This is a genomic window from Corynebacterium aquilae DSM 44791 (assembly GCF_001941445.1).
Classification (GTDB): domain Bacteria; phylum Actinomycetota; class Actinomycetes; order Mycobacteriales; family Mycobacteriaceae; genus Corynebacterium; species Corynebacterium aquilae.
In genome coordinates, this window is sequence record NZ_CP009245.1 from 2,550,558 (window position 1) to 2,573,900 (window position 23,343).

General features: G+C 64.0%; 14 protein-coding genes. 3 read left to right on the forward strand and 11 right to left on the reverse strand.

Features of this window, described 5'->3' with window-relative positions:
• Positions 1-144: 144 nt before the first annotated feature.
• From CAQU_RS10800 to CAQU_RS12460, 10 genes are all read right to left on the reverse strand, one after another.
• Positions 145-468 carry a hypothetical protein gene (locus CAQU_RS10800; protein WP_075727645.1) on the reverse strand — a complete coding sequence of 108 codons (324 nt, stop codon included), beginning with the start codon at positions 466-468 and terminating at the stop codon, positions 145-147.
• A gap of 12 nt (positions 469-480) precedes the next feature.
• On the reverse strand, positions 481-765 hold the full coding sequence (locus tag CAQU_RS10805) for a hypothetical protein (RefSeq protein WP_075727647.1): 285 nt from the start codon (positions 763-765) through the stop codon (positions 481-483).
• Entirely contained in the window at positions 765-1,865 is a 1,101-nt protein-coding gene (locus CAQU_RS10810) for a TRAFAC clade GTPase domain-containing protein (protein ID WP_075727649.1), read from the reverse strand. The genes CAQU_RS10805 and CAQU_RS10810 overlap by 1 nt, the downstream gene beginning before the upstream one ends.
• Before the next feature lie 5 nt (positions 1,866-1,870).
• On the reverse strand, positions 1,871-2,818 hold the full coding sequence (locus CAQU_RS10815) for a hypothetical protein (RefSeq protein WP_075727651.1): 948 nt from the start codon (positions 2,816-2,818) through the stop codon (positions 1,871-1,873).
• A gap of 73 nt (positions 2,819-2,891) precedes the next feature.
• Positions 2,892-5,273, reverse strand: coding sequence for a GAP1-N2 domain-containing protein (locus tag CAQU_RS10820; protein ID WP_075727653.1), 2,382 nt, complete (start codon positions 5,271-5,273; stop codon positions 2,892-2,894).
• On the reverse strand, positions 5,270-7,984 hold the full coding sequence (locus tag CAQU_RS10825) for a SaeA-related protein (protein WP_075727655.1): 2,715 nt from the start codon (positions 7,982-7,984) through the stop codon (positions 5,270-5,272). The genes CAQU_RS10820 and CAQU_RS10825 overlap by 4 nt, the downstream gene beginning before the upstream one ends.
• The gene (locus CAQU_RS10830) at positions 7,984-10,728 is read right to left on the reverse strand and encodes a hypothetical protein (RefSeq protein ID WP_075727657.1); all 2,745 of its coding nucleotides are present in this window, start codon (positions 10,726-10,728) and stop codon (positions 7,984-7,986) included. Before CAQU_RS10830 ends, CAQU_RS10825 begins: the two co-directional genes overlap by 1 nt.
• Positions 10,729-14,343, reverse strand: coding sequence for a tubulin-like doman-containing protein (locus CAQU_RS10835; protein WP_157109002.1), 3,615 nt, complete (start codon positions 14,341-14,343; stop codon positions 10,729-10,731). It lies immediately after the preceding gene.
• A gap of 133 nt (positions 14,344-14,476) precedes the next feature.
• The gene (locus tag CAQU_RS10840) at positions 14,477-17,554 is read right to left on the reverse strand and encodes a hypothetical protein (protein WP_075727661.1); all 3,078 of its coding nucleotides are present in this window, start codon (positions 17,552-17,554) and stop codon (positions 14,477-14,479) included.
• Positions 17,555-17,639: 85 nt separating this feature from the next.
• Positions 17,640-18,218 carry a hypothetical protein gene (locus CAQU_RS12460; RefSeq protein WP_084563050.1) on the reverse strand — a complete coding sequence of 193 codons (579 nt, stop codon included), beginning with the start codon at positions 18,216-18,218 and terminating at the stop codon, positions 17,640-17,642.
• Between the two features lie 243 nt (positions 18,219-18,461).
• Between CAQU_RS12460 and CAQU_RS10850 the strand changes: the two genes are divergently transcribed.
• From CAQU_RS10850 to CAQU_RS10860, 3 genes are all read left to right on the forward strand, one after another.
• The gene (locus tag CAQU_RS10850; RefSeq protein WP_075727663.1) at positions 18,462-19,859 is read left to right on the forward strand and encodes a dipeptidase; all 1,398 of its coding nucleotides are present in this window, start codon (positions 18,462-18,464) and stop codon (positions 19,857-19,859) included.
• Positions 19,860-20,468: 609 nt separating this feature from the next.
• Positions 20,469-21,050, forward strand: a complete 582-nt coding sequence (locus tag CAQU_RS10855; RefSeq protein ID WP_075727665.1) for an acetyl-CoA acetyltransferase — start codon at positions 20,469-20,471, stop codon at positions 21,048-21,050.
• Between the two features lie 573 nt (positions 21,051-21,623).
• Positions 21,624-22,286 (forward strand): CPBP family intramembrane glutamic endopeptidase, encoded by a 663-nt coding sequence (locus tag CAQU_RS10860; protein WP_157109004.1) that lies wholly within the window; start codon positions 21,624-21,626, stop codon positions 22,284-22,286.
• 13 nt (positions 22,287-22,299) lie between these two features.
• Here CAQU_RS10860 and CAQU_RS10865 read toward each other — a convergent pair whose 3' ends face one another.
• Positions 22,300-23,226, reverse strand: coding sequence for an NAD(P)/FAD-dependent oxidoreductase (locus CAQU_RS10865; RefSeq protein ID WP_075727669.1), 927 nt, complete (start codon positions 23,224-23,226; stop codon positions 22,300-22,302).
• Positions 23,227-23,343: the final 117 nt, after the last annotated feature.

Consider the following 23,343-nt stretch of genomic DNA (forward strand, 5'->3'; position numbering starts at 1 on the left):
TTGTTGTCTTGCACCGCCGCCAGCACCAAAAATCTGGCACTTGGGGCGGCCAAGTGCTAATGACCGTTGTAGCAGCCCGAAACCACTCGGCGCAACAAAGTTGAGTTGCGTTCGCTCATAGCGCACACGCCCCGGCGCGCAGCACTAGCGAATATTGGCCGCCGGATCCCCCAAGATGTCGATAAAAAACATCGTCGACCAGCCCAAAATCATCAACGCAACCACCGTCAAAATCGCCACCGCCCCACCGATGATTGCGGCGATCGCATTTCGGGTATTGGTGGTCGCCACCTCAGCCTGCGCCGCCCGAATTGCGTCCGTGGTCTCCGCGGCGGTGGTGGTCTGGTGCGCTACGGGCTGCGCGACTGGCGCCGGCTGCTCAGCTTCCTTGGCCGCATAGGGGCTGGTGGTGAAACCGCTAAAGGGGTCTGCCAGGTCATCGAAGCCAGCATTGTTTGGATACGTCATGGCTTTTCCCCTTTAGCCCTTGCCCCAAAAGCGCCGGCCTTTGGTTTTGGGCTGGGGCGCGGGGCCGATGATTTGTGGTTGGCGCCGTCGAATCTGGCGATGCGCGCCGGTGGCGGGTTGTTCTTCCTCCGGCACACTGGTCGCCCGGGGTGCCTGTTGGGCGGCGCGCTCGGCTGAGATCGCCGGGAAGCTCCCGGAGCTTTCCGGTGCCGGCTCTGGCAGCTGCCAACTATCTTCAGCGCTGGTGTCGTCCTCGGGGGGCCAGGTAGCTGCGGCCCGATCAAACCATCCATTCATCAGGCATCCTCACTGGTAAAGATTCCGACAGAGGCAAACATTGCGCGCAGCGGGTCCAGGCAGCGAAATGGTGCGATACCGGAGCGTGCGACTCGGTCGCCTTCCGGCGGCGCGCCCAGGGCGCTGACTGCAAAACACTGGTACGGGTAGGGGTGCTCGCCCAGCATGGGCTGCGCCAACTGGGACAGCATCATCGTCGCCCCCAAGCACTGCAGAAGTGACTGCACTTCCCAGTGCAGTAGCTCTTGATCCGCGATCTTAAATGGCGCATCCAAGTCGCTGGACTCACGGCGGAAACCCGCCCCGCAGTTGCTCATCACCCGCTGCCAGTTCACATGGGTGTTGCCGTCGTAGTACTGGTCGATCTGGTTCACATTCGCCAGGTACTGCATGGTGTCGAACTTGCTCAACGTCAACGCCATGTAGGGGCGCGCCTCCGCGCCTAGGACCCGCAGCACGTTTTGCAGCACCACCGCTGGGTCTTCGTCGCCCACCTCGTGGCGGGGCACCGCACCCTGCAGCAGCTCCCGGATCTGGCTGACCCGCATCGGATCGAAAAGGAAGATGATGCGGTCGGCGTAGCGGAAAAACGTCAGGTCGTCTTTGCGGGCCTCGAAGTTTTCCTCCTTCAAGTCCTCGCCGGCCACGTCCCGAAACACCACAAAAATCTTTTGGGGGCTGCGGTTTCCCTGTTCATCTTTACGGTCGAACATGCCCAGGTCGAAAATCAACGGCTTGCGCTGATAGGCATCGGCGCTGGCCGACGATGGGGTGGAGGGCAGCAAACCCATCTGCTTGAACAGGGGGGTTTCGTATTTTTCGCGATAGGTGCGCCGGGTGTATTCGTCCGCCGGGCGGAAAATCGCGCCATTGGCAACAGCTAGTTGCTCCAGCAGTTTCACCACCACGGCGATGTACAAAGACTTGCCGCTTGCGCGGGCACCAGCCATGGCGAAGGTGATCACTCCACTTCCCTGCCAGCCTTCCGGCAGAGGGCACTCTTTGTCGTCCACATACGGCGAGGAGGTCGCCTCCGGGGGCATCTGCTTGAAGGTGTAGGGGCAGCGGGTGAGCAGCCGTCCTTGATAATGCTTGCTCATGAGCGCTAGTCCTTCCGTGCCAGGGCGTTGATCATGTTTTCGGCAGCGTGTGCCATCCGGGAAATATCTCCGCTCAACACCGCCTGGGTGAGTTCTTCACTAAACAGCGTATGCGTTGCCGAGTGCGGCAGGGTCGGTGGTGTGGCCGTCAACAGGTGAATGGTGCCCGGGTGCTGCACCAAGGTGGCGGGCATGTCGTCGGAGATCACCACCATTGCATCATGCGGATCAATGTCGTGATGGTCGATGTCCCATCCCGCGCTGGTATACCCGGGGTGTTTTTCGACAAAGGTGGTGATGGCGTCCGGTCCGGGTGCTTTGCGGTAAACCGCGGGGTGACTGGAGGTCGCGATGGTGATGCGCTTGCCTTGGGCGGCGACACTGGTGATTCCCGCTGCGAAAGCCGCCATCGCGGCCAGCGCATCATCGGAGGTAGTGCAGCGCATGGATGCGGAGACATCAAAAACCACCGTGACGTCGGTGCGCGCATTTTGGGGCAGCGAGTCCACGCCGATACTCGTGCGCAACGCGCTGCGCACACCAGTTGCCAGGGGGCTCAGCGGCTCGTCGACGGACTGGTCGGCGACTTGAATGTGAATCGTGCCGTTGCGTTCCAGCAGCGTGGCGACCGGGAATGTCGACAGGTTCGACACATCAAAGGCCGGCAGCTGCATCACAATATCGTCGTCACGCGTGCGACCAATGATGGTGAAATGCACGTAGGCAATCACGTTTGCCGGGAAGTTGCTGGCCCCGCTCGGGGCAAGGTTGACCGTCGCAGGCCCCGTGATGTCACGAATCATCAGCTTGCTGCCGCTGCGCTTGTGGGTGCAGGCGTCAACGTGGGTGCTGAAACCGTGGCCGCCAGTCAGGCTGATGGTGAAAAAGCCGCGCAGGTCTCGGGGCAGCCCGGTATCGAAGGTTTGACCGGGACGCAGAGTAATTGACTGCATGATGCGGTGCGACCTTTCTGTGTCGTGGGGATGTCCAAGATCCCCTTTTTTTAAGGGGATACCTGCTGTGGGCTTAAAGGGAGGTGGTGTCCTGGCGGTAGTCCGCCGGGATCAAAGGGTCCTCGGCGATAAGCCCACCAATGTGGGCGACGAGTCTGCCGAGCTGAGCCGAAGACACGCCCGCGATGAGATAGCGCAACCACTGGCCGGCCGCGGCCAGAACCTCCACGTCGCGGGTCGCGTCGATAAGGTCCGCGCGGATAAAACGCTCGTAGATGGCGTTCGCGGTCTCCGGGCCAATATTGGTGTCCGTCGCCGCGGCGACTTCTGCCAGGGACGCCACATGCTCTGCCGTGACGCGGCCAGGCAGGAGCGGGTACGCCTTCGCATACGGCACCAGCACGATCCACAACCGCAATGCGGCAGCCAAAAACGTGTGTGAGCGGGCCAGGTCGGGGTGGATAGTGCGCGAGAGTTCCGCAATATCGCGCCCCCCAACTCCGCGCAGCGCACCAATGATGTCAACCAAATCCTTGGCCGGGTGGATCTGCGCGATCAGGCGGCGTTGGTGGCGGATATCCTCAACGCGGCTAGCGGACACATCGGAACCATGACCGCGGCTTTTCAGCAAAGCAATCAGGTCGGTCACGCTGTCATTGGAGTGAGCACCCGGCGGGCGCGAACCCAAATCCACGGCCGCGATTTCAGCGGCGGTGATATGCGACAACAGGTGCTGAATATCGCCACGGCTGGCGGGTCTTCCAGCCAAAATATTGCCCGCTGTGTCTTCCGCCTTGGTCAGCCCGCCCTGGGCGAAACCATAGGCCGCGCGAGCCGTCGGCGTCGTGGTCGTACCAGCGCGCAACGCCCAATCCGGGTGCGGGTTACCGTGCGGGGTGCTGTGGCGTCGCGTAAACGCTGAACGCACCACGGCAGCCAAAGCTTCTGGAGCCTGCGCATTCGGATCGTGGCTGCCCAGATGCGCCGCAAAAGCCGCGGATTCCGCCAGGGTTGAAACCAGCGGCGCGGTAGCCCCGGTGTCGTTGGCGTAGTCGTCGATGAGATGCGCGGTCGTCGCGGTAATAAGCAACCGGTGCACCAGCTGGGCCCGCGCATGCCCGCGCGTATCACCGCGGGTATCGGCACTGTTAATGACATCAGCGAGGTTGTTGATCAGCTGCTGTTTTTCGGCAACGCTCATGCCTTCGGTGTCCAGACTCGGCAGCAGCAACGGATCATCATTGGTCAGCAAGGTGGTGGGATTGCTAAACACTTCCTCCCATGCCTTGGTGCTACCGCCCAAATGGCGCTTCAGCCCGGTCGCCAGCGGCGTGCCGGAATGCCCCAAAATTTCGCGAGCCAAATGGACAGCCTGTGGCGGATACTCGCTGTCGAAGGTTGCGATCGCCAAGGCCAAGGCCTGGGCGTAGATGTTCGTGGGCGCACCGCTCATAGGCAAAGTGGTTTCCGCAAGCAGGCTGTTTGCCGCGTCACTGACCGTGATGAGGTGTCCGGCGAGTCGGCCCATAGCTGCCGGCTGCTCGACGACGTTGGCGGGCAGCGCCGCCCGGGTGAGCTGCGACCACGCGGTATCCGCGGCAGCAAAAGTCGCCGCATCCGTGGGATCAATAATGCTCAGCAGATGCGCCCCGTGAATATCACTCAGGGCGGCTTTATCCACCGCCGGCACGCACACAATGCGATAGCCCTCGGCGAGCATGCGTTCCGGGTTGAGGTTTCCGGCGCGCTCAAAGGTGCTCAGCCGCCAGGTGGCGCGCGCCATCGACGGGGTCGTCGTCGAGGACAGCGCGGTCAACCAGTAGCCCGCATCCAGATTGTTCTGCACCAGCAGCACCGCCAAAGTGCCGGGCGTTTGCACCGCATTGTGCAACGCCCACAGCGCACCCGTGCGATCACCCAACAGCTGGCTGACGACCAACCAGGCGGTCGCATAGGTGTTGTCATCGCTGCTTGTCGCCGTGTTCTGGCTGGTGTGACTGCTCGGCTGGGTGTCATCCAGCGTCAGCGTATTCACCGCGGTTTTACGGAAAGGAGTTTTAAAACTCGCGCCACGATACGCATCGGTTGGGTAGGGAACCGGCGCCGCAGCCGTCGGGTCGGTGTCGATGAACGCGTGGGTGAAAACGTTACCGGGACGGCCCGTGTTGTCGTTTCCGGCGGGCACCGACTGCAGGTACGCCGCATAGCCTTCGGGCCCCAACGCGGGTGGAACGTATTCGAAACGGCGGGGCAGGTTATCGATATCTTCCTGGGAGAGGAAGTCGTCGACTGCAGTCGTGGGGTGAATAGCGGTCGGCGCTTGGGCCGCAACCCACCGGCTGATTTCCTGGGTCGAATTCAGCGTCGGGCCCACACGCCAACCACCGCCGGCGGGGCCAGACCCCTGGTCGGTGGAGGCAAAAGACGCAAAAGTCACCTGGGCGAAGCGGCTCATGACTGGCCCCCAGCGGTGGAATCAGCAGACACGCTGCGCGCAATGATGTCCTTTAAGCGCCGCAGGTGCAGATATGCCACCGGCGGATCCTCCAAGGCGATCGCCCGGCCGGTGTCGTCGAACAAATCCAGCGGGAACAGACGCAAAAACGCGTTCGGGCCAGCCTTGGTCAACATGCGCGGGTCGATCTCCCAGTAGGTGGTGGGATTATCCGGCCCCAACTGGTCGACGATCAGGCCCGGCAAAAACTCCGAATGCGGGGAACCGTGAGTGATTTGGCGGACGTTGACTTCCAAACCGTCGCCGGCCTCCAAGGGCAGCCTGCCCCGCTGGATGCGCAGGGTAAACCGCCGCTCAACCTGTTCGGGCCGCAAGGACGCAAGGGCGATGCACACATGCCCATTGCGCCCAAAAATGCGGTACTTCATGCGAGTGACGCCCTGGTAGTCCAAGGTGGTGGGCTCACCAAGAATCTTTTCGTTGTTGTAGTACTTCGAAGGCTGCAGCTTGATGCGGCCCTTGTCGTTGAGCTTCAGGCGCATCCCACCGCGCGCATCATAGGTCTCGCGGTCGATGGTGGTCAGGTGCTCTTCGCTGGTTTGGTTCGTGTAGGGGTCTTCGGAGACGAAGTAGGCCGCAACCTCCAACGCGTTGCGCGGCCAACCGAAGGTGGCGACCTGGTGGGTGACGCGCTCAAACAGGGCAGCGTTGGTGACCTCACCGACACGCACAGAGGAGTAGCAGCGACCCACCTGGCACTTTTCGCCCACCACCGTCACCGGGGTTAGGAAGATGGAGTACCAGTGATCCGGCCACGCCACCCGGCAAGAATTTTCACCCCGGGTGAGGTCGTTGACCCAGTTTTCCTGGGGCAGACCGAAGTCCTCCAGGAAGCGCACGTCCACGGTCCGTCCCGTCACCCCATCATCCGGTGCGACATTGGTGCGGTAAATACGCACCTCGCCGGAGGAAGGATTGTCCCAGGTGACATCGAACAGGGTCTCGTCGCCCAGGTTGGTGGTTTCGACGTGAATATCGACGGCGTGCACCTCGGCAGGCACCGCGATCATGTCGACCTCACTCATCGCCGAATAGCGATCAAAACCACGCAGCGTCACAATGCGGCGGGCGACGAACTTCCAGTTCACGCCGCGCTGCGGCGGGGAGAAAATGAATCCCTGCTGGTTGGCCTGGTTCAAGCAGATCTCATTTTTGGGGCTGTGCACGCGACGATCGCGTTCCTTGGCGGCATACACAGCCACCCGGCTGGTGCCCTCCAGCGGCGACCACTGGCCTTTAATCTCTCGGCCAGCAACGGTGAGCGTCATATCCCCCACCGGCTGAATAATCCAGGCTTCGCCCACAAAACGCGGCGGGCTCTTGCGGGCCGCAGCTTCGCTCGTGCCCTCGTGCGCCCACACCTGATAGAAGCGCAAGGCGGTGGTGAACTCGTCCTCATCCACCCAGTGGGTGCCCACGGTGGTGGCGCGATGCTCACCCGAGTCCGGATCCTGATCGAACTCCTCTTCCTCGCTGACCACCCGGTACAGGCGGACGGAACCTTCGGGCGCCTCGGGGGCCTCCCAGGTCAGCGCCACACTGCCGTCGGATTGGATGTGCGCATCGACGGTGCTGTCCGGCAACGGGCCGGCATGCTCATCGCCGAACATGATCAGTCGAGCGAAGTCGGTGTCCACGTAGTCGCGCAGGTCGTCGACCACGGTGCGCAGCAGATCGTCATCGACCATGTCCGCGGTGGTCAAAGAGCTGTCCACAAAATCGTGGTCCACAATCACGTCGTCCATCGGCTGGGCCAAAGAGGAAAAATCCATGCCCGGCTGATTCTCGGCACCCCACCCGCTGTCCGGGTGCGGTTGCGCCGCCGGCTGTGCGGCCTGCGGTTGTGCGGGCAGCGGGGCGGGAGCAGCAGTCGGCATCGCCGGCACCGCCGGGGTGGGCCCCTGCTGCTGTGCGGGTTGGGGCTGCGGGTCATTTTCCTCAAAACCCCCACTAGCGCCCGTCGGGGGAACCATCGGCTGCTCCGGCTGCGGGGGCGCCGCAGGTTGGGAAACCGGCATGGGTGGCAAATTGGTGGCCGGTGCCGGGGAATGCACCCGCAGCGCCGCCCGCGGAATCGGGCCGGCAGTACCCATGGACGGGTTCGCGGCAGGCCACATACTGCCATCATCCAGACCATCGGTCAGCGGGGTGGGGGTGGCCGGCGAACGATCATGCGCCAGCCCCAAAATGTCATCGACCATCGTGTCAGCACCACGGCGGGGGCGGGCAGAAGCCTTATCCTCCGGGACACCTGCCCCTTGCGCCGGGGCGTTGTCGGCAGAAGTATTCGCGGCCGGGGTGGGCTGGGAAGGGCCGGCACCGGGCTGGCCTGCTGCTTCCTGCCCGGGCTGGGCGCCAGCTCCGTTCGGCCATGCCCCACCCGGCAGGTTCGGGGTAAACATGGCCGGCTCGAGGGGCTTGCGGGTGGCTTCCTCAAAACCGGTGGCCACCATCAGCCGGATACGCTGCAGCGGCCCACCCCACACCTTCAAACTGGCGGGGGCCTGGGGGCTGTTAAGCGCCTGGGCATCGTTGGCAGCCAGGGTCAGCGCCTCATCGGTGGGCAGCTGGTTCAGGCTGAATCCATGCTCTTGGGCCTGGGTGCGCCAGCGATGGTAGGCCTCGAGGACACGCTCCGGGAAGCTCGACATTAGAGGTCTCCTTGATCAAAAAAGTCAGGGCTGGCAAAAGGATTCGCAAGCTGGTTTTCCGCCGGCGTTGGGCGCGGTTCGGCGCCCCCACTGGATCGCAGGCGCACATCGCTGATGTGTGCTGGGCGGGACAACTGCACCAGCACTTCCCCACCGCCGATGGCATCGATGGTGGAAGAACCCTTGAAGTAGTAGTGCTGATCGACCGCGCCCACCCGATTGATGGTTTGGCCTTGCTCGGTTAAGAACTGGCCGTTGAAACTACCCACCGCGCCCAGCTCCGACAGCGGATTGAGGGTGCCGTCGTGGCTGCTGACAGCGGCGGCGGTGATGTCCTCGTGCGCGTTACTGTCGGCCAACTGCGCGATGATCTGCATCCACTGCCGCTGGGTGCGGTCGGTGTTCAAAAACTCGGGGCTGGACACGATGGTGGAAATCTTGTCCAAGGCGCTGCCGGTGCGATCACCAGGCAAACCCAGCAGGTGTTCCACATCGACTGTGATGCCACCAGTGTTGTGCAGGCGGGTGGCGGCCTGGGTGAGCGCCTCGCCGGCCAACGGCCCCATCCAGCCTTCTTCGTACAGGCTCATGCGGTGCCGATCGATGGTGGCGCGCACGGCTTGGTGTGGCGGGGTCGCCTCGGCGAGCACGACATGGCGCGGCATCTCATTGGTCGGGGTGACGGCACGCTGCTCGTTTTTCTCGACCTGCCCAAAAGGCTTTTCCAAAATTGCGCCCAGCATGTGGCTGACGGAGAGGAACTGGTTGTAGGCGACATCGATGCGTTTGATCGCGACCTCACAGGCCAGCGCGTTATCGCGGGCGGTGTGCATATCGCTGCGCACGGTGCGCCGCCGGTTGGCGTCCTTGATGTCATCGCGGGTTTCCAAAGCCACCTGGCACAACCACAGGATGAGCCACAGCAGGAACCACACCCCAAAGAAGGTGGCTTTGGTGCCGGCGGTGGTGGCGTCCAGGGCGCGCACCCAAAACCAGTCCGGGCTGCCGGCAGCGTTGTGCACCAGGTGCCCGATGCCATACAGGCCGCTAAACAGCACCAGCGATCCCAAGGACACCCATCCGAAAAAGCGCAACGCGCTGGTGGTGCTGTCGTCGGTGGTGGTTTCGGGCTGTTGTTCCCGGGAGAGGCGATCAATGTCGGCGAGATAGCCATCGCGCTCAACCATGATCTCCTGGCGCATCGCATCCAGTTGCGCACCGGTGCGCGCCGCAAAAGACTGGGCGTGTTTTTGGCGCCACTGCCGAAAATCACCGATGGTGCGGCCGATGGCACGGTGCTGTGAACCTGTCAGCTGTGCGAGCTGGCGTTCATACGCCTTGGCGCCGACCACGTCATAGCCGGCAATGGGCTCACCCATCAGGTTTTTTAGTTGCGGGGGCAGCTTCCGGCCGAAGCGGGTGTGTGGTCCGGGAATCACGTGGTCGGCGCTGCCCGCCACGTACACGTTGGAGGTGCCTGCTTCCAGGCAGGCGGCCGGGTACCGCGCTTCGGCGCTACTGGTACCAAAGGCACGCGGGCTGGCATCCATCATGGTCAACGCCATGTTGGAATAGGAGCGCCACAGCGGCTCAAGCTCACTGGCGATTTCTTCGCGCGTAGCAATCGCCTGGGTGGCGACCTCGGAGTCGGTTTCGTGCTCGTCCTCCCCGCCGGGTGCGGTCGCCAACGCGGCGCGCCCCACCTGCACCCGGGAACCGGTGACACCGTAGAGGTGTTTTTGCACCGCATAGTCGCGGGCGGTGGCCACGTCGTAGCGCAAGCGGCGCGCAAACCGGCTCGGGGCGGTCACCAGGTTCGTGCCATAGGCGCGGGCAAAATCCGCCAGGGCGTGCCCGGCGGTGGTGTGCACCAGCGCCTGGGTGATCGCTTGGTAGCGGGCGCCGGTGAGAGTGTGCTCGTATTCCTGAATCAGTTCCTCGGCACAGCCACCAGCAAATGCTGCCGTGTCGACAGGGTAGTGCGCGTACACCGCCTGACCGGGCCGGTTGAGTTTGGCCTGCGGATTGGTGTCGGTATCGAAGATGGCCAGTTTGATGCGGGTTTGCACCTGTTGGCCGTCGATTCGCCGGTAGTAGGTGCGCACCAGCCGGAAAGTGTCCCCCTGCCCCAAATCCATGTGGTGGGCGGGCACGCTTTTCGACCCGGTCCACGCCCCATAGATGCTGGCGATCCCGGCGGCGTAGTGCAGTGCGAGCCGGTGGGTGCGGCAGCCCGCGTCCAGGGTGGCGGCCGGCTGATCCGGCCCGCCGGCGTCCTCCGGGGCGAGCATTAAGTTCACATACCCGCGCAGGGTCGGCAGCGGCGTTTCGACCACAGCGTTGGCGCGGGTCAGCATGAGGTTGCTGCGGTGCAGCCGGGAGGAATAGCCCACACTGTCGAGCGCCAAAGTCACTGGTGCGATGTTGTCGGGCCCCAGACGGCCGTCGGCTTCGTCGATGTTGTTGACCAGCACCAGGCTGGCCACGCCCGGCTGTTCCCGGTGGTGGCTGTCGATATCGACTAGCGCTTTGGTCAGGCTGGCGTGCTCGATACGGGTGGATCCGTCGGGCATGGTGCGCACCAAACGCACCCCGGAATCGGCGTGGGTGAAAGAGTCCGCGTCGATGAAAATGAGGTTGCGGACGATTCCGAGCGCGGCAAAATCCTCGAGGGCTTGCCGCACGGCCGCGGCGGTGGTGCCGCGGCCCAAAAGAATCGTCAGTGGCGCAACCGTGGGTTCCATTTACAGGTCCCCGAAGTCTTCCATCAGGTCAGCTTCGAAATCGTCATCACCGAAGGGGTCGCGGGCGGCGACATCGGGGCTGGTGCCGGGAGGGCCTGCCAGGTAGGCGGCCTTGACCAGGGTGGCCAGCTTCTCAGTCACGTCGACGATGTCGGAGGCCAGGTCGTGAATCACCGGGGTTTTCGCCGCAATGCGACGGTCGGTGATGTCACCGTAGGCGCGGGAGGTGTTCTTCTGCACCTGGCCGGCGCTGGCAATGCCGGAAGGCAGGAAGGACTGCGCCATCTGGTAGTGGCGGCCCAGCCACGCCAGGGCGGCGTCGCGGCGCTGCTCCGGGGTGGCCTCCGGGCCGGTGCCCTTGACCAGGCCGGTGTCCCCGGCTTCGCGCTCGCCGGAGTGAATCCAGGCGCGCAGCAGCGCCTGGCCGTTTAGGGTGCGGCCATCGCGGGAGGGGCTAGCCGCATTGTCGTAGAGGTGGCGCATCAGCACATAAGGCTTCACCGACTCCATCACCGGGTGCTGGCCGGCACGAGCCCACGCCATCGACTCCGACTCCAGCAGGCTGGGCAGCCAGTCCAGCTGGTGGCGTAGGTGCGAAGTGGGGGTGAGCATCGGGGCATCGAAGTTGACCCACTGGTTATCGATCGGATCCCACACCTGCACGGCGGCATCATCGGCCACGTCCAGGGTGTCGGGATAGACGATGTGGCCGATCAACCGGCCGATGTACCAGCCGGCGATCAGCGCGAAGCGCTCATCGTTGCTCATCGGCAGGGCCGCCGGCAGCGGGCGGGTGCGGCGCAGCGCCCAGAAGCTGCCGCGCTGCATGGTCATTTTCTGCCACTGCTCAGCGATCGGCGGCAGCAGGGACTCGAACACGATCGGCGCGTAGTTCGGGTAGGAGCCAAAGATGTCGATGGCGCGTTCCTCACCCTGGTTGGTGATCGCGGTGCCCAGCGGGCGGGTGCGGTCGGCCGGGGTGTGGTTCGGGAAGTCCAGCACGGTCTTTTCCAACGCCTGGGCGAGCTCGTCGCCGCCGAAGGGGATGGAGGAGAAGGTGAAGCGGTACTCGACGTCGCGGCCGTAGAGCGCCGAAACCAGGTCGCTGTTGACCTGGGCCAACGGCAGCGCGTAGCTCATGGCTTCGCGGAACTTGGTCAGCACCTGGGTGCGGCGGCCGTTGCGCTCCGACTCGGTCAGACCCGGGGTGAGGATGTATTCGCGCAGCGAGGTCGAGATGAAGTTGTTGAAGGAGTAGCCGGGGCGACGAATGTACTGGCGGGCGCGCTCGAGGACGCGTCCGGTGGAGATGTTGAATTCGAAGCGGGCGGCGACCGGGGTGCGCGGCGGGGTGGGGGTAGCGCCGGCGCGCTCCGGGCGGAGCACCAGATCGCGGGGGATCCACTCCCCCTTGAGCACCAGCATGTCGTCCGGGGCCTGCTCGGCGCCGGACAGTGCCTGCCATTGGCCGTTGATGACGGACTGGGCGGCGGTGGCCAGGGAGCTGGTGTAGTCCGGCACGCGGGCCTCCGCGTCGAAGCTGCGGGCGGACTCGATGATGTCGTGGCTGAACTGCGCCGGGAAGGAGTCAACCTCGGTGAGGAAGACTTCGTTGGCGGCGTGGCGGAAACGATCCGGGACGGTGGTTTGGGTTTCGTCCGGCCACAGGTTCGGCACGTTGGTCTTTAGCTGGCTGACTCCCAGGTTGGGGTCGATGCGCACCTGGGTGGAGGTTTCCAGATCCCGGTGGCCGGCGAGCATGGTTTCCTGCAGCGGGGTGAGGAAGTCACCGACGAAGCTCTTGAGCACCGGCGCCAGGGTGGTGGCAATGACCTTGGCGGCGGCGAAGCGCAGTTCCTTGGTCGCGCCGGTGACGATGCGTTCGATGTAGTCGTTGGGGTTGGCGATGGTGTGTTTGCGCCCCGAGAGCGCTTCGCGCATTTCCGGCGACAGGTTCAAGGTGGGCTGGTAGGCCGCGACTTGTTCGGTGCGGGCGATGATTCCGCCGTCGAGTTGTTCGCGGATGGCGCGCACCACGCGGGAGCCGTAGGGCACACCGAATTTGGAGATTTCGGTGCGGATGATCTCCAGCAGGCCTTCCTGGATGCAGTCCGCGTCGGCCCATTCGTAGACCCCGTTGTAGAGGATGGAGTCCTCGTCGCGGTCGAGCTCTGCGAGCACGCTGTCGAGGGCCTGCTCGACGGAGGTGACCCACTCGGTGGATTTCGCGCCCGGGTCTTTGGGGATGCGGGTGCGGATCTTTTCGGCCATCACGTTGACCCAGGCCTGGATGGGGGCTTTGAAGCGTTCCATGATCCAGTTGCCGGGGTGCTGTTCGACCGGCAGGAGGGTGTTGAGGGTGCCGGCGTAGCCGCGGTAGTTGTTGGTGAGTTTTTCGGTCAGCTGCGCGTCGGCGCTGGCCGGGTTGGTGGGGTCGACGTGGCCTTTGAGCAGGCGGCCCACTGCCGAGTGTGCGAGGCGCTGGGCGGCGTATTCGGCGTAGCGGTCGCGGCCCATGCCGAGCTGGGCGTAGCCGTAGGAACCCCAGGGGATGGCTTTTTCTTCGCCAATGCCCCAACCGTAGATGGAGGTGTCCATGGGGTAGCCGCCGCGGTTGGTCAGGGTGTAGGCCTTGAAGTCCTGCATGGCGTGTCGGTCGGCCATCAGCGCGGCGAGACCGCGGCCGAGTGCGCGGTAGACGGTGGTGGGATGCCCGTCGCCCAGCAGGGCGCCGTCGGTGCCGGAGCGCACGCCCACGGGGAAGATGCGCCCGATGGGCGGCTGGGAGGTGTTGCCGGTCAGGCGAATGCCGAGGTCTTCGAAGATGCGCACGTCCGCGTCGGCGGCGGCCCCGGACTGGGCGGCGACCAGTTCGGCGAACATGGCCAGCGCGTTGGGGTTGGTGCCCATCACGGAGTCGGCGTCGAGCTTGTGGAAGATGTCGGGCGTCACCATGAACAGGCTGGTCAGCGCGGGCGACATGCCGTCGAGGCTGGTCAGCAGTCGGCAGATGTCAATAGCCATGGAGGCGCCGGCGCCTCCGGCCATGGAGCTGACCACGAACACCAGGGGCTGTTCTTGGGCGACGTCGTTGTCGACGTGCCCGTACAGGGCGTGGCGCAGCTCGGTGAGTTCGGCGATGGTTTCGGCTTTGCGCAGGATTTCCCAGGCTTTGCGCAGTTCGGTTTGCATATCGCCGAGTTTGCTCAAGGCGAGCATGCGGCCGATGGCGCGGAACTGGCCGGCGCCGTCGGAGACCGGGGTGGTTTCGCTCTTGGGATCCGGGTGAGCCCAGGAGGCGATGGTGCCGAGTTCTTTTTTGGCGGCCAGTTTTTGGCTGACGGCGTAGTCGACTCGTTCGTAGGAGGCGGTGGAGCCGCAGGAGACGTAGTGGCCGCCGGCCTCGGAGACGTTGGGGAGGTTGGGGCCGGCTTTTTCGGCGGCGGTCGGCACATCGACGGTGACGAACTGCCATGCGCGGGGAAGACGTACGTCTTTGGGGCTGGGGTAGCGTTCCGGCAGCCTTTCGGCCAGCGTGGTTTTGAGCTGGTCCATCATGTAGGCGAGGGTTTTTGCGCCGGAACCGCCGCAGCCGACGACGAGAACTTTGTGCATGGTGTGGTCTTTCTGGTGAAAAACGAGTTTTCGGTTGGTGTGTTTTCGTTCGATGCGCCGGCAGGTAAAGTTGCCGGTTTTCCGCACGACCCGCCCTCACAGTCTTGCTGTGGGGCGGGTTGGTGGTCAAGGACTATTTGTCTTTGTTGGGGTCCCAGGGCAGTTCGTCGCCCCAGGTGTCGTCCCCGTTGCCGGGGTCGAAGTTCAGCCCGCCGCTGCCGAAGGGGTTGGCGTCGGTGGCGTAGGGGTTCCACGCCTCCTCGGAGGTGTCCGCGTCGGTGGCGAAGGGGTTGGGGATATCGGCCGGGGCCTCATCTCCAGGTTTAGCAGCCGGGAAAGCAGATTCGCTACCGGGGGTTTGGCTGCCGGTGGTTTTGTCCTCTCCGGCAGGTGCCGCCGGGGGTTTGGTGTCGGCGGAGGTGTTTTTGGGCTGCGGGGTGGGCTTTTTGGCGCTGGCTGCCTCGTCGGCTGTGGGGCCGGTGGCCGCGGTGGTGCGGGTGTCGTCTGCCTTTTTGTGCTGTGCGACCTTGCCGACCAGGCCACCTGCAGCGGCGCCGAGGGTGCCGGCGGCGGCGTTCATGCCGGTGCCGACTCCGTCACCGGGTTCGGTGAAGGGGTTGGGCACTTCCGGGGTGGTCTCTGGGGTGACGGTGGTGTTGTGCTCGGTGCGCGGTTTGTCGTTGGTACCGACCGGGGTTGGCTCCGCGGCTTCTTCGAGGTCTTTGGCTTGCTTGCGCAGGGTTTCCACCAGGCCGGGGGCGGCGCCGGCGATGTCTTCGACCAGGGCGTCGCGGGTGGTGGCGTCCAGCGGTAGGCGGGGCAGCACCACCAGGTCGAGGTGGTTGGAGTTGGTGGGGCTGGCGGCGATGAACCAGGTGTTGTGCACGGCCAGCGGCAGTTTGGCGGCGTTGCCGACCTGGGCGCCGTCGCCGGAGATGGAGGGTACTGCGTCGACTTCCACGTAGGGGCGGGCCAGCGGGTTGAGGCTGAAGGATTTGACCTGCAGGGGGTAGCCGCGGACGACTGCGGAGCGCTGGTCGCCGGTGGGGATTTGGTTTTTGGCGGCGTCGTCGATGCTGATGTGCGGTTCGGCTTTGCCGTTGTATAGGACGCGGTCGCCGGAGACTTTCAGCGGGATGCGCAGGGCCCCGTAGTACTGGGCGGGGATTTTCGCGGTGAGGTAGCGGATGAGGTAGACCAGGCCGAGCGGGATGGCCAGGGCCAGCAGGAGGCTGGCGACGAGGGCGACGGCGAAGATGCCTTTGTTCAGGGGCACGCTCATGGAGCCTTGGACGGGCAGGTTGGCGGTGGTGGCGCCGCTGCCGTCTTCTTTGGCGATGGCTACGGGCAGGCTGCCTTGGACGATGCCGTCTTTGAGTTCGGCGACCTGCACGGTGACGGGCAGCATTTTGGTTTCGCCCTTTTTGACGACCAGCGCGTTGTCTTTGCTGTCGTAGGAGCTGGTGACGTCGATGGAGTCGATGCCTTCGGGCAGCACGGCGGCGTCCATGACGGAGTTTTTGTCGACCCAGGCGCGGCCGGGTCCTTGGATGGGCACCTCGATGGTGGTGGAGGGCTGGTCCATGGTGAAGTCGACTGCCGGTGGGGTTTGTGGCATGTCGGCGTCGGCGACGGCTAGGTCGGTGCGCCCGATGACGGGTTCGAGTTCGGTGCCGGGGGTTTCCTCGGAGCCTTTGGTGGTGACTTTGACGCTGGCGTCGACGTGGCCGTTGGCGGGGAGTTTTTTCAGCCCATCGAGGGGGATGTTGACGGCGTCGCCGCTGCCGATGGGGGTGTCGCCGAGGAGTTGGACTGGGTCGCCGCCGCCGGAGGGGACGAAGTCGACGGAGACGGTGGCGTCGCCGTCGAGGTTGCGGGGTTTGCCGTCGCGGCCGACGAGGCTGACGGTCATGGCGTCGTCGCTGCGCAGGGATAGTCCGTGGTCGGTGGCGGTGGCGCCGTCGCCGGTGGCGGCGATTTGGACTTGCAGGTCGGGTTGGATGCGGACGGAGTTGAACACGCGTCCGTCGCGGCTGCCTTCGGGGTAGCCGGCGAATTCGAGGGTCCAGTTGCCTTCCCAGTCGCTGGCGTCGGTGAGTTTCAGTTCGCCGTCGACTTTGTGGACGGGGGTGTTGGTGGAGGCCCAGGTGACGTCGGCGCCGCCGACGGTGCCTTGGCCGTCGTTTTTGAGGTCGATGGTTTTGCCGCTGGGGGATTTCAGCACGAGGTAGGCGTCGGCGCCGAGGTCGTCTTGGGCGACCGCGGTGAAGCGGACGGAGTCGACGGACTTGTCGAGTACGAAGGTGAAGCCTTCGTCGGCGCGGGTTTCTTTGGAGAAGTCACCGCCGGTGGACAGGACTTTGTGGAAGGAGCCGAAGAGGCTGCCGACGCTGTCGGCGGGGAAGAAGGCGCCGTTGGCGGGTTGGTCGCCGCATTGGACTCCGCCGTCGCCTTGGGTGATGGATTTGTAGAGGGAGAAGTCGGAGGGGTTTTTCGGATCGGATAGGCCGATGCCGATGTTGGTGATGCCGCCGGCGCGGTATTGGTCGGCGATGCCGCCGGGGCGGCAGATGTCGTTTTGGGCTTGTCCGGCCGCGCCGTAGCCGCCGGCGGCGGTGAGTGCGCCGTCGGTGAAGGTGACGAGCAGTTTGCAGGAATCGGGGCTGGAGCTACGCGCGAAGTCTTGGTAGGCGCCGGTCAGGGCGTTGGCGTAGTTGGTGTAGAGCTCGCTGGTGCGGTCTTTTTCGCCGTCGATGAGTTTTTTCATCGTGGCGGCGCCGTCTTTGTTCAGGTCCACCCAGTCGCCGTAGGCGTCGGGGTTGGTGTCGCCGGAGTGGTATTCCTGGCCGAAGCCGGCGAGTTTGATGCGGGCGGTGAAGTCTTCATCACCGGCTTTTTTCAGCAGGTCGTCGACGAAGGATTGGGCGGCGGGCACGCGGTTGTGGTCGGCGTCGGATCCGGGCACGTCGGGCTGGATGATGCCGTTTTTGACGTTGTGGATCAGCGATTCGGTTTCGTCCATCAGCAGGATGACATCCAGTTTGCCTTTGTCGGCCACGCAGGCGCCGAGGCCGGCGAGGGTGCCGGGGTTGTTGCCGTCGGCTTGTGCGGTGGCGGGGAATGCGGTCAGTACGCTGGCTGCGCCGAGGACGGCAAGGCCTGCTAGCGCGCGGCGGGCGGGGTGTGCCTGCGGGGTGTTCTGCTTGCTCATGTGTGGGTGCCTCGGGGAGGTTATCGGGTGGATGGACGCGAGGGGAAGAAAGGGGTTTTGTGGGGGTTGGCGGGCCGGTGGCGGGTTAGAGTTTGCCGACCCACTGGGCGATGTCGATGGCGGACCACAGCACGCCGCCGGTGAGGGCGGCGCAGGTCAGCCAGTACAGGGCGGTTTTCCACCCGATGTAGGAGTAGAAGGATTCGGCGCGGCGGCGGTTGTCGGCGATGAAGTACACGCCGACGAGGCTCACGCCGATGATGCCGCTGACGAACCAGGCGATGGTGGAGAAAGTTTTGTAGGCCTGGTCGGTGGCGGTGTGTGGGCCGAAGTCGAGGTAGGCGCAGGTGACGATGGCTGCGATGCCGAGGATGAGGCTGGGCAGCAGTAGGTGCACGGGGGCGCTTTGGACGGTGGGGGCGGGCTGGGATTCGAAGGTGGCGTTGTCGCCGGGGAATCCAGTCTCGCTGGTGTCGGTGGTGTCGCCGTCGGGGAAGGCTGCGGCGGCGCTGCCGGGGGTGTTTTTGGTGGCCAGGGGCGATTCGACGGGTTCGGCGACCGGCCCGGCACTGTCGGTGCTGTCGAACGCTTCGCTGAGCCCTTTACCGGCGCTATCGCCGGTGTCGGGCCAGCTGAAGCTGTCCGATGTGTTGTTGTCCGCCATGTATTCACCTTTTCTTCGCGCGAGTGGTGTGCCTTGTTATCCCAGTGTGGCGCGGGCTTTCAGCTGTGCTGCAAGCGGTGGCCACGCAAGTGTTGAAGACAATAGGAACATGATAGCGGTCTGGGTGGGTGCGACCATAGGCCTGCGGGGGTATATCTGTGCCGGGGCTTTATATATAGGTGCTGTCCTCGCATGGCAGGTTGGGTTTTTCTGGTCTGGGTTTAGCTGTGGGGTGTGATGCGTATGCTGGGGACTATGAGCACTACTGCGTTGACTTTGAATGATGATTTGGTTGCTGACGTGCGTCAGCGGGTGGCGGGTCTGCGTGATTCGATTCGCCAGAACTTGTCCGAGTTGGTGTCTTTTAACTCGGTGCACAATGAGCCGGGCTGCGAGCAGGATGCTGTGGCGTCGGCGGCGTGGGTGGAAAAGGCACTCAAGGCTCGTGGCTTGGAGGTGGAGGTCATTGACACTGTGGATGGCTCCAAAGCGGTGATTGGCCGGAAGGAGCCTGCCGCGGGCGCGCCGACGGTGTTGCTGTATTCGCACCACGATGTGGTGCCCGCGGGGGATCCGCAGAAGTGGACCAATGATCCTTTCACCTTGACGGAGCGCGATGGCCGCTGGTTTGGCCGCGGCACTGCGGACTGTAAGGGCAATGTGGTGATGCACTTGGCTGCGCTGCAGGTGTTTGAGGAGATCGCCCCGGATTCCCCGTTGGGTATCACGGTGGTCATTGAGGGTTCTGAGGAGCGCGGTGGTGAGGGCTTGGATGCTCTGATTGAGGCGCATCCGGAGAAGTTTGCGGCGGATGCCATCATGATTGCCGATACTGGCAATATTGCCCTTGGGGAGCCGACGTTGACGACCTGTTTGCGTGGTGGCGCCCAGGTGACGGTGAAGGTGTCGACGCTGCACAGCCAGGTGCACTCTGGTGGGTTTGGTGGCGCCGCCCCGGATGCGGTGTTCGCGCTGGTGCGCACGCTGGATAGTTTGCGCAACGCTTCTGGTGCGATCACCATCGATGGGGTGGATTGCACGGGCACTTGGAAGGGGGTGCAGTATCCGGCCGAGGATTTCCGCAAGGATGCCACGGTGCTTGATGGGGTGCATTTGATGGGTGAAGGTGAGGCCACTGTGGCTGATCAGGTGTGGGCCCGCCCGGCGGTGTCCATCACTGGTTTCACCTCCACCCCGGTGGCTGAGGCTGTCAATGCGGTGCCGAATGTGGCCTCCGCGCAGCTGAATTTGCGGGTACCCCCGGGCATGGTTGCCCAGGAGGTCACCGACGGGCTGGTGGAGCATTTGCGGGCGCATGTTCCGTGGGGTGCGAAGATCGAATTCGAGGTGCACTCGGTCAACGATCCTTTCCAGGCGGATACTTCCGGCCCGGCGTTGGCGCACCTGTCGCAGTGCTTGAGTGCGGCGTACCCGGGTAAGCAGACGGTGGAGGCCGGCACCGGCGGGTCGATTCCTTTGTGCACCAAGCTGCAGGAAACCTTCCCCGAGGCCGAGATTGCCTTGTATGGCGTGGAGGAGCCGCTGTGCACCATCCACTCCATTGATGAATCAGTTTCCCCTGATGAAATTCAGGCGATCGGCGTCGCGGAGGCGTTGTTCCTGCTCACTTACGCTAAGTAAGCGAACGGGGGTATTTGCAAATACCCCCACATCAGATATTTTTGCCCATCACAGTTGCTTTGTCCTGTGATGGGCATTACTGTGTGCCACATGACAGTTTTCATCCGTGCAGCAGCCGCCGCACTCGCACACGCGCGAGTAGCCAAGGCTACGTACCCCAGTGAGGCTTAAGGACTGACCCCTCACTCGGGGAAGTAGTCGTTAACCTCACCAGGCCACGTCACGGAGTCGGTCCTCACCCACAGGATTCGGGCGAAACTCACAATCACATATCTCGCGCACCGCGCCACACTCGCCGCCGACGGCGCGAGTACTCAGACTGCGACAGCGCCGCACCTTGTGCACCCACACCAGGAACCGCACGATGCCGCGCCATCCCTTTTTTCTACGCAGCAGTACTTGCGTCGCCGCACACACCTTGCGAGGACAACCTTTTTTCCACAGCGTTGTTGGCCGGTAGGCGTTTTCACCCGCGAGATTTTTTCACCCCAATCAACTGTTTATCCCTTCCCGCATTTTGCGTGACTCACACCCTTCCTTCTTTTTCGGGGGTGTGCTTGCTGGGACATTCCACCGCACAACGCACCTAAGTTTTTCAAAAGGACCGTCATGTCTACCACCACCACTTTCCGTACCCGCACCCGCGGCAGCTTCTCCACCACCTTCGGCACCCACACCACCAGCCCGTCGACGTCCTTTGTGGAGTACCACCGCGACGCCCTGCGCCCGGCCACCACCACCCCGGAGCGTTCCGAGCCGCGCATCTTCGCCGACGATCCTTTCCGCGCCCGTTTCGGCATCCAGCTGCCGCGCGGCCTGCGGGAGGAAGCCTATGGCATGGATTGGCGCACCTTTACCGCCACCTACTCCCCCGCCTCCACCGTGAGCATCCGCCACCTGGAGTCCACCCGCCTGCGCATGGGCAAGTTCCGCTTCGAGGCTGACATCAACGGCACCCACCAGGAGATCATCGCCACCGGCCCGGTCAGCGCCTGCACCCACCTTTTGGCCGACGCTGGTCGCCGCGTGGAGATCCTGTCCTTCCACCAGTTCGACCTGTTCCAGGCCACCGTCACCTTCATCTACACCATGCATGAGGGCACCCGCGCTTGGGCCATGGGCTTCGGTGCCACCCGCGACCTGTCCGCCGCTGCTGCCCTGTCCAGCGCCAGCCAGCGCCTGCACGGATAGATAAGTATCCGCATCTAAAACCCCACAGTTGTGCCACTGTATCGGCCCGGTTCTCATGAAAGGACCGGGCTTTCGCGTATCTTCCCCACGCGGTTCACACCGCCCATTCCAGCCCGCGTTGGGGCACAACCTGTCGGGCACGCAACTGACAGGCACATCGTGTAAGCCTTGCCATAATGGGCCCAAGCGCGCATTCGGAACCGCTTTTATGAGCAGGCGCGTCCAACCCATCAGGCCGCGGAACTATCCGTCTTTTAAGGCTGCAACTGGCGGCGGGACTTAAGCCGCCGGATAACACCCAGACAAGCACATACCTATCGACCTAGACCCACGCCGAACGAGCCGCAAAGGAAAGCCATGTACCACCAGCACAGCAACATGTGGCGCACCCAGCCTGGGCCCACCGCCACCACCGTGCCGCCAACAACCCACCCCACAGCGCCTCCCACAGCACCTCCCACAACAGATCCTTACCGACACCACCCACCCACTTATGCCTACCCGCCCACGTTCGCTGATGTCCCACCCCCGGCCCCCACCCAGCCCCAGGCAGGCTGGATTGCGGCCAAAACCATGTGGCAAGCAACCGGTTTGGTCGTGGGGCTTTCCGTCCTCATTTTCGCGACCGCGCTGCTCATCACCTTCCTGCTCAGCGGGCCCAACGCCCCCATCGCCGACATCATCCTAACCACCGTGCTCATCCACGCGATCACCATGGCGGTCGCGCTGACCCTGTTCATCCAGCGGCGCGGCATCCCCGCCGCCACGCTGGGCCTGGTGGCGCCCGGCGCGAGCATGTGGCACCTGCTGTGGCAGGTTCCGCTCGGGCTGATGCTGGCCAGCGGCACCCAGCTGGCGGTGTCCGCCCTGTTTTTCGGCGGTGAAAGCGCCGAGCGGGAGGCCACCAGCGCCGCCAACCTCGTTGCGGTGAACCCCCTTTTGGCGGTGGCGGGATTTTTCGCCATCACCGCGCTGACTCCTTTTTGGGAGGAACTATTCTTCCGGGGTCTGCTGTTGGGTACTTTCCGCAGCCGCCTGCCGCTGCTGGGCGCCATCGTTGCTCAGGCCGCGATCTTTGCGGCCATACACGGGTTTTTTGTGCTGTTTCCCTACTTGTTTGTCTCCGGGATTATTTTCGCGCTGTTGCGTCTGCACCACGGCAATCTGTGGGCGCCGATGATTTTCCACGCCACCATGAACACCATCGCCACCACGGTCACGCTACTGTCCCTCTAGCACCGCTACTTTTCTAGCTGCTGGTGATGTGGAGGTCTTCGAAAAACATTGTTCTGTCGATAGCAATCGCAGCCGCCACCGCCGTGCCCATGGCTTGGGTGACCTGGTCCGGGGAGCTGACCACATTGCCGACCGCCCACAGCCCCGGCAGGTCGGTGGCGCCATCGCGGGTGGGTACCCACCCGTCCACACGCTGGCAGCCGGCGGCCAGCAACAACTCGTCGTTGGGGCGAAAATCAGGGCCCACAAAGCACACGTCCGCGCGGTGCTGCTCACCACCGACCCGAATCATTACCCCTTGCCCCGGGGTGTCCTCCGGGGCGATCGCGCCCACCGGGCGGGGGTCGATCTCCACCCCGGCATCACGCATCTGCTGCAGCTCAACCGGGGATAGTTCCATGCCGTTGGGATAAAACACCACAGTGTCCGCCCAGCGCAGCAGCATCAGCGGTTGGAAGGCACTAAAGGCGGGATTCGGTCCACCAAACACCGCCACCTTAAGGCCGCGGGTTTCGTAGCCGTGGCAATAGGGGCAGTGAAACACCCGCGTGCCCCACAGCGGCTTGAGCCCAGCAATCTCCGGCAACACATCAGTCAATCCCGTGGCGACTACCACCTGCCGGGCCACAAACTGGCGGCCCGCGGCGGTGGCCACACGCCACCTGTCGGACTGGCGATTGCTGCGCTGTACGGAAGTGACCTCATCGCCAAGGACCACCCCACCGAAACCGACGAACTCTTGCCTAGCCTGGGCGGCGAACTGGCCCGGGTTGACCCCATCCAAGCCCGGGATGGAATGGGCGTGGGCAACCGCTGCGTTCCGGGGGCTTCCCGCATCAATCACCACGACGCTTCGCATGGCGCGCGCCAAGGTGATCCCGGCGGCAATCCCGGCGAAACTGCCGCCCACAATGACCACATCGACCTGTTCAACGGACATGTACGCCTCCACCGTGTTAAAAGAAAAACTCGCCACCTCACGGTGACGCCGTGGCAGCCAAGCCTACATGAAGGCAGTTTTCAGCAACCCTGGGACTTTAACCCCACCCCCAGACCC